This is a genomic window from Streptomyces sp. NBC_00440 (assembly GCF_036014215.1).
Lineage (GTDB): Bacteria > Actinomycetota > Actinomycetes > Streptomycetales > Streptomycetaceae > Streptomyces.
Genome location: NZ_CP107921.1, coordinates 8344853 through 8357545 on the forward strand (window position 1 = coordinate 8344853; position 12693 = coordinate 8357545).

Annotated in this window: 13 protein-coding genes; 12 read left to right on the forward strand and 1 reads right to left on the reverse strand. The window is 69.6% G+C overall.

Annotated features, from left to right (window positions below):
• Nucleotides 1–191 precede the first annotated feature (191 nt).
• The 6 genes from OHB13_RS37110 (at nt 192) to OHB13_RS37135 (ending at nt 6798) form a co-directional block, all read left to right on the forward strand.
• Nucleotides 192–2480 (forward strand): heavy metal translocating P-type ATPase, encoded by a 2289-nt coding sequence (locus tag OHB13_RS37110; protein ID WP_328380146.1) that lies wholly within the window; start codon nt 192–194, stop codon nt 2478–2480.
• Nucleotides 2481–2482: 2 nt separating this feature from the next.
• Complete coding sequence (locus tag OHB13_RS37115; protein WP_328380491.1) at nt 2483–3004, forward strand: copper chaperone PCu(A)C; 522 nt, start codon at nt 2483–2485, stop codon at nt 3002–3004.
• Nucleotides 3005–3373: 369 nt separating this feature from the next.
• Entirely contained in the window at nt 3374–4414 is a 1041-nt protein-coding gene (locus OHB13_RS37120) for an ABC transporter substrate-binding protein (RefSeq protein ID WP_328380147.1), read from the forward strand.
• A gap of 65 nt (nt 4415–4479) precedes the next feature.
• Complete coding sequence (locus tag OHB13_RS37125) at nt 4480–5445, forward strand: FecCD family ABC transporter permease (RefSeq protein ID WP_328380148.1); 966 nt, start codon at nt 4480–4482, stop codon at nt 5443–5445.
• Nucleotides 5446–5450: 5 nt separating this feature from the next.
• Nucleotides 5451–6245, forward strand: a complete 795-nt coding sequence (locus tag OHB13_RS37130; RefSeq protein ID WP_328380149.1) for an ABC transporter ATP-binding protein — start codon at nt 5451–5453, stop codon at nt 6243–6245.
• A 241-nt stretch (nt 6246–6486) separates the two neighbouring features.
• Complete coding sequence (locus OHB13_RS37135; protein WP_328380150.1) at nt 6487–6798, forward strand: hypothetical protein; 312 nt, start codon at nt 6487–6489, stop codon at nt 6796–6798.
• 52 nt (nt 6799–6850) lie between these two features.
• Here the strand turns inward: OHB13_RS37135 and OHB13_RS37140 are convergent, their stop codons facing one another.
• A complete protein-coding gene (locus OHB13_RS37140; protein ID WP_328380151.1) occupies nt 6851–7066 on the reverse strand; it encodes a heavy-metal-associated domain-containing protein in 216 nt (71 codons plus the stop codon).
• Between the two features lie 579 nt (nt 7067–7645).
• Here OHB13_RS37140 and OHB13_RS37145 point away from each other — a divergent pair.
• The 6 genes from OHB13_RS37145 to OHB13_RS37170 all read left to right on the forward strand — a co-directional run bounded on the left by OHB13_RS37145 (nt 7646) and on the right by OHB13_RS37170 (nt 12678).
• Nucleotides 7646–8362, forward strand: coding sequence for a hypothetical protein (locus tag OHB13_RS37145; protein WP_328380152.1), 717 nt, complete (start codon nt 7646–7648; stop codon nt 8360–8362).
• 177 nt (nt 8363–8539) lie between these two features.
• Entirely contained in the window at nt 8540–9139 is a 600-nt protein-coding gene (locus tag OHB13_RS37150; RefSeq protein ID WP_328380153.1) for a sigma-70 family RNA polymerase sigma factor, read from the forward strand.
• Between the two features lie 209 nt (nt 9140–9348).
• The gene (locus OHB13_RS37155) at nt 9349–10839 is read left to right on the forward strand and encodes a PepSY-associated TM helix domain-containing protein (RefSeq protein WP_443062987.1); all 1491 of its coding nucleotides are present in this window, start codon (nt 9349–9351) and stop codon (nt 10837–10839) included.
• On the forward strand, nt 10836–11492 hold the full coding sequence (locus OHB13_RS37160) for a DUF5134 domain-containing protein (protein ID WP_328380155.1): 657 nt from the start codon (nt 10836–10838) through the stop codon (nt 11490–11492). Before OHB13_RS37155 ends, OHB13_RS37160 begins: the two co-directional genes overlap by 4 nt.
• Nucleotides 11493–11709: 217 nt before the next feature.
• Nucleotides 11710–11925 (forward strand): hypothetical protein, encoded by a 216-nt coding sequence (locus tag OHB13_RS37165; RefSeq protein ID WP_328380156.1) that lies wholly within the window; start codon nt 11710–11712, stop codon nt 11923–11925.
• Between the two features lie 147 nt (nt 11926–12072).
• Nucleotides 12073–12678 (forward strand): hypothetical protein, encoded by a 606-nt coding sequence (locus tag OHB13_RS37170; protein WP_266769449.1) that lies wholly within the window; start codon nt 12073–12075, stop codon nt 12676–12678.
• Nucleotides 12679–12693 lie beyond the last annotated feature (15 nt).

Here is a 12693-nt window from a genome sequence, read left to right on the forward strand (position 1 = left end):
CCTGCGCTCTTCGGTTTCGTTCTGTTGCTCGCGGCGATGTTCGGGCTTTCGTACGCCGTGGGTCAGGCGGTCGGTCCGGTCGCTCCCGGCATGCACGGGACGAGCAGCGGTGGCGGTTCCGGCGGGCACGGCGGCGGGCCGGACTCCGGTGACATGGGCGGGATGGACATGGGACACGGGAGCGGTGGCTGATGGGGACCGTACCTGTGCCGTCCTTGACGGTCACCGACATCGAGGTCGGCGGGATGACGTGTGCCGCGTGCGTGCGGCGCGTGGAGAAGAAGCTGGCCAAGCTCGACGGGGTCGCGGCGAGCGTGAACCTCGCGACAGGCAGAGCGCGGGTCAGTCATCCTGCCGACGTCAGCCCGCACGAGCTCGTCGCCGCCGTGGAGCAGGCGGGATACACGGCCCGCCTGCCCCGGTCCGACAAGGAGGGAGGGACGCGGGGAGACGACGAGGAATCGGCGGCGGACCGCGCCGAGCGCTCGCGGCTGGTCGTGGTCGCCCTGCTGTCGGTTCCTGTGATCGTGCTGTCGATGGTCCCGGCGCTGCAGTTCCGTAACTGGCAGTGGCTGTGCTTCATGCTGGCCGCGCCGGTCGCGGTGTGGGGCGCGTGGCCCTTCCACGAGCGGGCGCTGCGCGGGGTGCGACACGGCGCGGCGACGATGGATTCGCTGGTCTCGCTCGGCGTCCTGGCGTCGTTCTCCTGGTCGGTGTATGCGCTGCTCTTCGGCGGCGCGGGCCGGGTGGGGATGCGGATGCCGTTCACGCTGGTGCCATCCGCCGCCGACGGGGCCGCCCACCTATATCTGGAGGCGGCTGTCGGGGTCCCGTTGTTCGTGCTCGTCGGCCGGTTCCTGGAGGCGCGGGCACGACGGGGGACGGGAGCCGTGCTGCGGTCGCTGGCCCGCCTGGGGGTCAAGGACGTCGCAGTGCGTGAAGGCCGCAGCGAGCGGTTGGTGCCCATCGAGCAGCTCGCTGTCGGCGACACCTTTCTGGTACGTCCTGGCGAGCGCGTCGCCACCGACGGTGTCGTCGTGGAGGGCAACTCGGCTGTCGACCGGGCGCTGGTGACCGGTGAGAGCGAGCCGGTCGAGGCAGGCCCTGGGGACAGGGTGATCGGGGGCGCGGTGAATGCGGGCGGGATGCTGGTGGTCTGCGCCGCTGCCGTCGGCGCGGACACCCAACTGGCCCGTATCACGCGGATGGTGACCGATGCGCAGGCGGGCAAGGCGCGGGCGCAGCGGCTCGCGGACTCGGTGGCCGGGGTGTTCGTGCCGGTGATCCTGGCGCTGGCGGTGACCACGCTGGGCTTCTGGCTCGGCGCGGAGGCCGAGGCGCAGGCTGCGGTCACCGCGTCTGTGGCGGTCCTGGTCGTGGCTTGCCCGTGCGCGCTGGGGCTTGCCACACCGACGGCGCTGATGGCCGCGACCGGGCGGGGCGCCCAACTCGGAGTACTGGTCACCGGGCCCCAGGCGTTGGAGGGCTTGCAGCACATCGACACCGTCGTGCTGGACAAGACCGGCACGCTCACCTCGGGCCACATGAGTGTCGCCCGGGTCACCGTCGTCCCCGGCGGTCCGGCGGAGAGCGACGTGTTGCGCTTGGCCGCGTCGGTCGAGGACGGATCGGAGCATCCGCTCGGACGGGCGATCACCGTGTATGCCGTGCGCATGCTTGCTGATGAAGTGTTTTTGCCGGTAGGGGATTTCGTGGCTGTGCCCGGCTTCGGTGTACGCGGCGTGGTGGAGGGGCGGCTCGTGGAGGTGTCCGCCGTCGCCGAGGATCTGCCCAGCACGCTCGGCGATGCGTTGCTGGCTTCTGAGGAGGCGGCGCACAGCGCCGTGCAGGTTCGCGTCGACGGGGTGGTCGTGGCGCTGATCGCGGTGGGAGACGTGATCCGCCCGGGCAGTTACCGGGCTGTGGACCGGCTGCGCCGGCTGGGAGTGCGCCCCGTGCTGGCCACCGGTGACCGGGAGGCTCCGGCCCGTGCGGTCGCGTCCCAGCTTGCCATCGACACGGTCCACGCTGCCTGTTCGCCCGAGGACAAGGCTGCGCTGGTCGCCGTACTCAGGGCCGAGGGCCGCCGGGTCGCGGTCGTCGGTGACGGCGTCAACGACGCGGGGGCCCTCGCGTCGGCCGATCTCGGCATCGCCATGGGCGCGGGAACGGATGTGGCGATCGGCGCCGCCGACGTGACGCTCGTACGCGGCGACATCGAGGCGCTGGCCGACGCTGTGCGCCTGTCCCGCACGACGCTCGCCACCATCCGGGCCAACCTGGTGTGGGCGTTCGGCTACAACGTCGTGACCGTGCCGCTGGCCATGGTCGGACTGCTCAATCCGATGCTGGCGGCTGCGGCCATGTCGGTCAGCTCGGTCCTCGTCGTCGTCAACAGCCTGCGGCTGCGGGCCTGGCAACCCGCGCCCACCGCTGCCCGTACGCACAAGCCCCGGCAACGGGCGGGAAGCAACTGGTGACCATGTCTGGATCGATCGCCGGGCCTGCACGGCCGGTGCGGCGGCTCAAACAGTCCGCGTTCGCCGCTGCGGCGCCGATGGTGGCGTGTGTGGTGGCCCTGGGTGGGCTCACCGCCTGGACTTCCCTCGGTCACGCCGGTACGCCGCCCGACGTGGCCGTCACCCGGGCCCGCGTCTTCCGGACGACGGGCGGGACTCCCGAGACCGCAGCCTTCTTCCGGATCGCCAACCAGGGCGGATCGGCTGATGAGTTGACCGAGGTGACCTCGCCGTCCGTGCCGGGCGGGATCAGGCTGAGCCGGCACCGGATGACGCCGGACAGTGCGGCCTACCGCGACGCCGTGGACCGGCTCCAGGTGCCCGCCCGGGGCACGTTGGACATGACGCCGATGTCCAGCGATGTGACCGTGCCCGCGGGCCAGGGATGGCGTGCGGGCGACCGGATCTGGTTCGACCTGCATTTCGAGCACAGCGGTACGGTGCGGGTACAGGCGGAGGTCGTCCGGCCCGGGAGTGCGGACTGAAATGACGGGCGGTACATGCGGGCAACCTCAGATTTCCGTGCGCCGTAATTCGAGTTGGTCGGCCGCGACGACCGCTCGGTTCCCGTGAGGGAGAAGGAGAATCCTCACGGGTGGTGGAAGTTGCCCGTGACTTCTGAAGTCGCAGTTCCTGTGCCAGCATCTCCACTGCGGGCGCGGTGGAATTCGCCTTCCCGAGCGCGCTCCGTACTCCTGTCGGCTGCAGCGATCGCCACACCCCGACCCGGTGCGGGGAGCAGCCGACGGGAATTTCCTTTCTCTCGGATATATCGGGAACCCGTACGCGGCGCAGCCCGACTACTGCTTCGGGGCGATCGAACGGCCCCTGCCGTCCGTATTCGAGGAGCGCGTATGCCCGTCACGAGACCAGTAGCCGCCGTCGCGGCCGTCATCGCCCTGAGCCTTGGTGTCGCGGCGTGCGGAGCGTCGGCGGATGACGGCGGATCCGGCAGCGGCGCGGGTGCCGCCGCGGCGCGCTCCGGCTACCCCGTGAAGATCGAGAACTGCGGCACGAGTCAGGTCTTCGACAAGGCGCCGAGCAGGGTCGTCGTCATGAACGGTGCCTCCGTCGCGGAGGTCTCGACCCTGCTCGCGCTGCGCCTCGGAGACAAGGTCGTCGCGAACCAGCAGTCGTACGGCATGTCCGAGTTCCCGGGCCGTGCCGAAGCGATCAAGAAGCTGCCGACCGGCGGCGTCAAGCAGAACGCGGCTTTCGACATTCCCCGGGAGTCGATGATCGGGCTGCGCCCCGACCTCGTCCTGTCGACGACGTCGTACGGGTTCGACGCCAAGAACGGATTCGCCACCCGCGACGAGTTGAAGAACGTCGGCGCGCGCACCTACATATCGCCGCAGGGCTGCCACGACGAGAACTCGAAGCTCACCATCGAGGACAGCTACCGTCTGCTGCGCGACATGGGCCGCATCTTCCATGTGTCCGACCGCGCGGAGAAAATCATCGCCGCGTCGCGCAAGCACATCGCCGACATCGCCTCGAAGGTGAAAGGAAAGAAGAAGCCGAAAGTCATGATGCTGTTCACGAACATGTCGATGGGCAGCAACGACTTCAGTTCCGTGGTGGCCAAGGGAATCTACAACGACATTCTCGGAAAGGCCGGTGCCGTCAACGTCTTCGCCGATGCCTCGAAGACGTCCTTCGCCGACCTGAGCAAGGAGAAGGTGGCGGCCACCGATGTCGACGCTCTCGTGGTCATCGCCTACCAGGACCCGAACGCCGCGGCCTACGCCGAGAAACTTTTCAAGGAGTTCCCCCAGTGGCCGGCCGCGAAGAACCACACGTACGTGACGGTCTCCGACTCCATCTACCTGAGCCCCGACAACGACCTGGCCGTGGAGCGGATCGCGAAGAAGCTCCACCCGGACGCGTTCTGACCCCACCGGGCCGCCGCCGCGCCGCCGTCGCACTCGGTGTCCTGCCGTTCCTGCTCGTCGTGGTCATGCTCGTCGCCGTCAGCACCGGCGCGGTGACCGTGCCGTTGGACGACGTGTGGCGGATCGTGCTGCACCACGTCTCGGGGATCGGGCGGGCGCCCGACGACATCGCGCTCGACCAGATCGTGTGGACGTTCCGCACGCCGCGTGTGGTTCTCGCGGCCCTCGCCGGGGCGGGGCTCGCCCTGTCCGGAGCGGTGCTGCAGACCGTGGTCGCCAACCCCCTGGCCGATCCGATCGTGCTCGGCTTCTCCTACGGAGCCACGCTCGGAGCCGTCCTTGTCATCACCCTGGGCGGCGGAACAGCCCTGCTCGGCCTCGGTGTCCCAGCCGCAGCTTTCGTGGGATCGCTGATCGCCGGAGCGCTGGTGTTCTGGCTGGGACGCAGGCGGGGCCGGATGGCGCCCACCCGTCTCATCCTGGCCGGGGTGGCGGTCGGCTACGTGTTCCTGTCGGCCACCAGCTACGTACAGCTCCAGGCCACGCCCAACGAGCTGCGCACGGTGATGTTCTGGATGCTCGGCAGCGTCGCCGGTGCCCAATGGCATCAGCTGCCCGCCGTCACCGCGGTCGTCGTGGGCTGCACGGCTCTCCTGACCCTGTTCGGTCGTCGGCTGAACGTGCTGCTCGCCGGCGACGAGACCGCCACCTCACTGGGCACCGACGTCAACCGGCTGCGGACGGTCCTGCTTCTGCTCTGCGCCCTGCTCACCGGCACGGTGATCGCGGTCGCGGGCAGCATCGGGTTCGTCGGCTTGATGATCCCGCACCTGGTACGGCTCACCGTCGGCCCCGACCACCGCCGACTGCTGCCACTGTCCGCACTGCTCGGAGCGGTCTATCTCGTCCTGGTCGACCTGCTGTCCCGCACGCTCGACCGCCCCAACGAACTCCCGCTCGGCATCCTCACCGCCCTGCTGGGCGCCCCCTTCTTCCTGTGGCTGTTGCGCCGCAACAAGGGTCTGGACTGAACACGATGCGACTCACCGTCGACCAGCTCCACGTGACGCTGGACCACCACCCGATCCTCGACGGCGTGGACATCGAGGCCCATCCCGGCGACCTCGTGGGGCTGGTCGGGCCCAACGGCAGCGGCAAATCGACGCTGCTGCGCGCCGTCTACCGGTCCCTGCGGCCCGCCGGCGGCGCGGTCCGGGTCGGCGGCGACGACATCTGGGAGCTGAGCCCCCGCGCCGCCGCCATGCGGACCGCCGCCGTCCTCCAGGACGGGAGCGGTGAGGCCGGAGGACTCACGGTGACCGAGGCGATTGCCCTCGGGCGCGCCCCGCACCACGGTCTGCTCGGGCGTGACGGGCCAGGTGACCGGCAGGCCGTGGCGGACGCCATCGACCTGTGCGCCGTACGGCACCTGGCTCACCGGGACTACGGATCGCTGTCCGGTGGTGAGCGTCAACGGGTCCTGCTGGCAAGGTCCTTGGCGCAGCAGCCCCGGCTGCTCGTACTGGACGAGCTGACCAACCACCTCGACATCCGCGCCCGGTTCGAGCTGCTGGAGCTGATCCGGTCCGCCGGTATCACGACGCTCGCGGTGCTGCACGACCTCGATCTCGCGGCTCGCTTCTGCGACCACCTCGCCGTGCTCGACCAGGGGACCGTCAGGGCCGCAGGCCCCGTCCTCGACGTCCTCACACCGACCGTTCTCGCCAAGGTCTTCGGTGTGGCCGCAGCGTCACGGCGAGACGCCGATGGCGTGGTCCGGCTGACCTACGCCGCGGACCCACTGGCCACTGAAGAGCGGGCGGTGTACTGAGGCAGGCGCGCGGACGGCGGGCACTCAGCCGCTCAGCCAGAGGTCGGCGCGGTCACCGTGCTGGCGAGGATGCCGCTGTCGACGGAGGGACGGCTGCCGACGCTTCGATGAGTTCCTGTGTCCTGTGCATGGCTCCCCCCACGCGTGGGCAGGACAGGTCTGTCAGCTTTGAGCTATTGAACACTCTTTGAAGCAAGGTGAGTTGGGCCTCACTGCCTCTCCCGTCTGTGAGGAGCCCGTCATGGCGACGCCTGATAGTCCGGGTTTCGAGACCTGCCTCTGGGAGGCGCCGGCGAACGGGTCGCAGGCCCTTCTGCTGGGCTTGAGGGACAGGGTGTACGGGTGGTCGTTGCCCGTCTTCACCACGGTTCTGCTCGCGGGCGCGGACTGCTGGCTGGGATTCCAGTTCGGAGAGGCGGCCGGTGCCTGGGGTGGAGCCGGTGCGGGTGTGGTCATCAGCGTCGTGCTCCGTCTCTTTGTCTCGCGCGCGACGGCCGGTGGCGGTGGCGGACTCCACCGGCTCTCGTCGAGGTGGTGGCACGGGCGCCGCTGAGCGGATCCCGTGCCGCCCCGCCGGCGAAGCGGCCGGTCGGCCCGACCCGGTGTCAGGCATCGACGGTCTGGGCCACCTGGTATCCCGCTTCCTCGATCGCGGCCCGCAGCAGGGCGTCGTCCAGGCCGGAGCCCTCGACTCGGACCGTCTGCCTCTCCAGATGCTCATCCACGAGTGTGACGCCGCCGACGGCGGTGACCTGCTTCTTGATGGCGGCAGCGCAGTGCCCGCAGCTCATGCCGGTGACGCGGTAGTCGATTCGGTTCATGGCACCACTCCTGAGGTGGGGGAGACGCGGGCATGCGTGTCCCGATACGTGCGGAGACGGCACGGTGTTCGGCCGGTCCGTGTCTCTCATGAGTCGGTCGGTGGCGCGTCAGGGTTCCCCTGTGTCGCAGCCGTCACTCTGACCGGTCGAGGGCGAGTTCCGGTCTCACGGGAGTGGAGGAGCAGCACTTCGTCGGGCTGCGCGACGTATTGGGGCACGCCGCGCAGGCTGGTGGTGAGGTGGAGGCCACGCTGGTGCGGCTGTCGGCGCCTGGCGAGGTGACGTGCTTCTTCGGCACCAGGGTCGTCGCGCCGACAGCGTGGGAACCCACCTGGGGCGACCTTCTGATCGTTCCCGCCGGCGGCGATGGGCTGATGGGAGATCCCGAAGTCCTGCGGGACCTCGTGCGGGCACAGGCGGCGGGCGGAACGTCGGCACCGGTGCGGCCCTCGTACAGCGCATATGCCGCATCTCATGCATGCGGCCCCAGTGCTTCGCGGCGCCCACGGGCAGTGCCAAGATGTGGCTGTGTCTGTCAGCCGGGTGTCTCGCGCGTCACGCGCCGCGGTGTTCGCCGCCGTGAGCGTCGTACTCGCTGCGCTGGGGCACGTGCTGATGTCCGGTACGCCGCTGCCGTGGCCGGTACTGGCCCTGGCGGCCGCCGGGACGGGACTTTCCGGCTGGGTCTTCGCGGCCAGGGAACGCGGGCGGCACACCGTGATCGCCCTGACGGTAGCGGTGCAGGCGTGCTTGCACGTCGCCTTCACGCTGGCGCAGTCGCTCGCGAGTCCGTCTCCCGCATCCGGCATGTCCTCGTCGGCCGGCCCCCAGCAGTGGGGCCGCCTGCTGCTGTGCGGCAATCCCACGCCCGAGGCGGCGGCACGTGCCTACGACCTGGTGGTGCAGAACGGCCTGACGCGCCAGATGCACCTGCCGCCTGCCCGGAGCGGCGACCCGATGTCACACGACATGGCGGGCATGCACTCCATGGCCGGCATGCATCACATGGGAGGAATGTCGGGAACTGCGTCGTGGGGCATGCTGGCCGCGCACCTGGCCGCCGCGCTTGTCTGCGGGATCTGGCTGGCGCTGGGGGAGCGGGCGACGTTCCGCGTCCTGCGGGCGGCCGCCGACCGGGCCTTCGTACCCTTGCGGTTGATCCTTGCCGTCTGGCCGGTCAGCGACGTCCCCCCGCCTGTCCGGCACGCCGTCCCCATCGTGCGGCGCCTGCAGTCGCGACTACTCGTCCACACCCTTACGACCCGAGGTCCACCCGGAGCGCCTGCTGTCGCATGACAGCCGGTTCCACGTGCCCGGCAGCTGACCGCTGCCCGGACGTGCTCCCCGTGCACGCGCCTGCGCTGCACGGCTTTCATCCCGATTTCCCGTGACGCGCCCGTGAGGCGTGCGGCGACCTGTGCCGACGGCCTGTCACGTGTGCGCGGAGCGGGATCCGAGAAGGGACCCCGGGCAATGACTCCTGCCCTGCCCGCGGTGACCGACGAAACGGTCACCGCCATCGCTCTCGCCGCCGCGCGCGGAGACAGCGACGCAGCAGAACGATTCGTGCGCGCACTTCAGCTGGACGTGCGCCGATTCGTGACGTACCTGGCCCAGGACGCGCAAGCAGCGGACGACCTGACCCAGGACACGTTCCTGCGTGCCCTGTCGAGCCTGCACCGATTCGAGGGCCGCTCGTCGGCCCGCACCTGGCTTCTGTCCATCGCGCGCCGTGTGGTGGCCGACAGTATGCGACGTGCCGCGGTGCGGCCACGTATCGCCGACACCGCCGACTGGCAAGGCGCCGCCGAGCGTACGCAACCCAGGGGGCTGCCCGGCTTCGATGACGGCATCGCTGTCATGGAACTCATCGACGCGCTGCCACCGGACCGCCGCGACGCGTTCATGCTCACGCAACTCCTGGGCCTGTCCTATGCGGAGGTCGCGGTTCTGGCCGGTTGCCCGGTGGGCACAGTGCGCTCGCGCGTCTCAAGGGCGCGCGTGTTTCTGGTGCAGTGCTTGTCCGATGCCGCGTCGCTGCCTGACGAGGCGTCCGAACTCGTCGCGGCCTGACCTCGCGTAGGCCGACGCCGACCCTTTCCTGTCGTGTCGCTGCTGTTGCGTACGGCAGATCCGGGCGGCGTCGGCCGTCTTCCCCCGCGCACCTCTTCGACGTGACCCCGGTCACGCCAAGACGGATGGAACTCGTCCGCCCGCGCGTCCGACCACTACACCGGACCGCCTGGAGCGGTGGACAACGTTCCGTTACAGAAAGGCCCGTTATGGCGGAAAGCCACACAGCGCAAGCTGCGACGGACATATCCACAGCAGATCCCGGCCTGAACGTCCCAGAGGCCGGCCACGAGGAGAGCGTTCACGGACGGATCGCTGAAGCCGCTACGTCGTCGGGCGGCTCCAAGCCTCCCGTGTCGTGGAGCGGGTTGCGTCCCCTGCTGCTTCGCCTCCACTTCTACGCCGGCGTCGTCATCGGCCCATTCCTGCTCGTCGCGGCCATCACAGGGCTGATGTACACCGCGACACCGCAGATCGAGGCGGTCGTCTACCGCCACGAACTCAAGGTCACCCCGCACGGCGAGGCTGAACCGCTCTCCGCCCAGGTGGCGGCGGCACGCAAGGCGGTCCCCGAGGGCACGCTGTTCTCGGTGGCCCCGGCCACCGGCCGCACGGACAGCACCCGCGTGGTCTTCGACAAGCCCGGCCTGCCCGACAACTACACGCAGACCGCGTTCGTGAACCCTTACTCCAGTGAAGTGCTCGGCCAGGAGCGGACGTTCGCCGGGTGGTGGCTCCCGGTCCGAGCCTGGGTGGACGGCTTCCACCGGCACCTCAACCTCGGCGAATTCGGCCGCAACTACAGCGAAATCGCCGCCAGCTGGCTGTGGGTGGAAGTCCTGGGCGGCCTCGCCCTGTGGCTCACGGCCCCGCGCTCACGCCGGCGGCTGCGGCGCGTGCTCGTGCCCCAGGGCGGTGCGAAGGGGCGCCGACGCACCATGTCCTGGCATGCCACCGTCGGCGTCTGGGCCTCGATCGGTCTGCTGGGCCTGTCCGCGACCGGCATGACCTGGTCCGTGCATGCCGGGGCGAGCATCGGCAAGATCCAGTCGGCGCTGGCCGGACCGACCCCGGCGGTGTCCACAACCCTGCCCGGACGCGCCGCCGGGAAGGAGTCCGCATCGGTACCCGTGAAGGACGTGGGGATCGACGCGGTCGTGGCCTCCGCGCACGCGGCCGGACTGCGCGGCGTACTCGATGTGACACCGCCGACCAAGGATCAGACCACGTACGTGGTCAAGGAGAACACCCGCAGCTGGCCAGAACGCCACGACACCGTGGCCGTCGACCCCGCCACCGGTAAGGTCACCGACCGCGCGAACTGGGCCGACTACCCGCTCCTTGCCAAGATGACGAACTGGGGTATCGACGCCCACATGGGCCTGCTGTTCGGACTCGCCAACCAGATCGCGCTCGCTCTGCTCGCCGTCGCCCTCATCGGCATGATCCTGCGGGGCTACCGCATGTGGTGGCTGCGCAGGCCGACCCGCACCGAAGGCTTCGTGCTCGGCCGGGCACCGGCACGAGGTGCCTGGCGTCGCCTGCCTGGCTGGTTCCTGGCTCCGGCCGTGCTACTGACCGCCATGATCGGCTACTACGTCCCCCTCTTCGGCCTGCCCCTGCTGGCTTTTCTGGCTGTCGACCTGATCATCGGCGCGCGCCGCCGGCGCCGCACCGAGCGTACGGAGGTGGCCGCGTGATCAACGCGACCGGACTGAGGTGGATCCTCACCGCACTCTTCACCTTTCCCGCCCTCTACGCGCTGTGGTCGACGGCAGCGCCGGGCCGTACGCCGGCCAACCGGGTGGAGCACACCCTCCACGCCGTCATGGGGTTCGCGATGACCGCGATGGCCTGGCCCTGGGGCATGGACCTCCCCGCCGGTCCACAGATCGTCGTCTTCTCCGCAGGAGGGGTGTGGTTCGCCGCCGCTGCTCTGGCCCGTGCCTCGCGGGCGAACACCCGCACCGCCGCACTGGTGGCCGCGCTGCCCCACATCGTGATGATGGGGGCCATGGCCTGGATGGCAACCGTGATGAACGGATCAGGGATGGCCGCCGGCGCGGGCGGTGCGGGCCACGACATGCCGGGAATGGACATGGCCGGCACCAACGCCACCAGCGCCATGACCCTGTCCCGGGCCGGCGACCAGTGGACGGCCTGCCTCCTCGCAGTCGCTCTCGTAATCCTCGGACTGCGCTGGCTGGCCCAGGCGTTCGACCACGGGCGCGTCGCCGTTACTCCTGCCACCCCCCGCGGCACCACCGCGCTCCTTCACAGCGAAGCCTCCGAGCCCGCCTGCCACGCGGCGATGGCCGTCGGGATGGGGGTGATGCTCGTCCTGCTCGTGTGACGACGGTGCGCGGGTCGCTGATTCCCCTTTTCCAGGAAGTCGTTCGGGGACCGCTTGAGGTTCCCGAACGACTCCCGCCCACGGAAGCATGTGGGGCGCGACGCAGCGGTCATCGCTTCGGGCGTGCTCCCGCTCCATGGCCCGTGGCCGCGTTCGTCGAAACACCGCCGGGTATGACCGCAGCACGCCGTCACAACTGCGCAAAGGGAGCTGGGACATGAACGATCTTACGGGCCTCCAAGAGGTGGCGACCTTCTGCGGAAACTGCAACTGCGGTTTCCCCCAGCTGTTCATCGACCCCCAGGCACCGGAGGAGCGCCGCATCGTGATCACCGACGACTTCGGCCAGCGCGTTCAGATGAGCGCCGACCAGTTCTCCTCGCTCGTCGAGGAGGCGAAGGAAGGGAAACTGGACGCACTGATCACGGCATGACAGGGCGGGCACGGCACCCTGAATCGCGTCGCAGACGCTTAGGGCCTGTCCGGCGGATCATGGCGTGGGCGAGGTTCCCCACCTTTGTCTCTGGAGCCAGTCCAACAGGCCGGCGACGTGATCCACCGGACGCCGTAGGGTGATCGTGTGGACGTATCTGAGGTGTTGGGGGAGCAGGATGCGCTGCGAGCCGAAGCGGAGGGCGTATATCGGGAGCTCCGGCTGGACAAGCTGCTGGCCGATGTCGGCACTCCGACCATCGTCGGGAGCGCGGCGCTGGGCCTGATGGTTCGTCGGGATCTGGATCTGGACGTGGTGTGCGAGCGTCTGGACGATGCTGCCGTGGCGGCCGTCGCCGCGGTCGGTGCTCGGCTCGCGACTCACCCACACGTCCGTCTTGTGACCTTCCGCAATGACTGCGGGGCGTGGAACCGGGAGCCGGACGCCTACCCCGACGGCCTGTACCTCGGTGTGGAGTGTGTATCGTCCGGGGCCGCCTGGAACCTCGACGTCTGGTTTCTCGACGAGCCCGAACGTCAGCCCTCGACCGCCCACCTGACTACCCTGCGCCCGCGTCTGACGGACGAGAGCCGCGCGGCCATTATCGAAATCAAGCGGACTTGGGCCGACCGTCCCGAGTACGGCACGACTGTCAAGAGCTTCGACGTCTACCGCGCGGTCCTCGATGACGGCGTCCGCGATTCCGCACGGTTTGAGACCTGGGTCGGGCAACGGAAGAAGCCGCAGCCCTGAGTACTACGCCGTGCA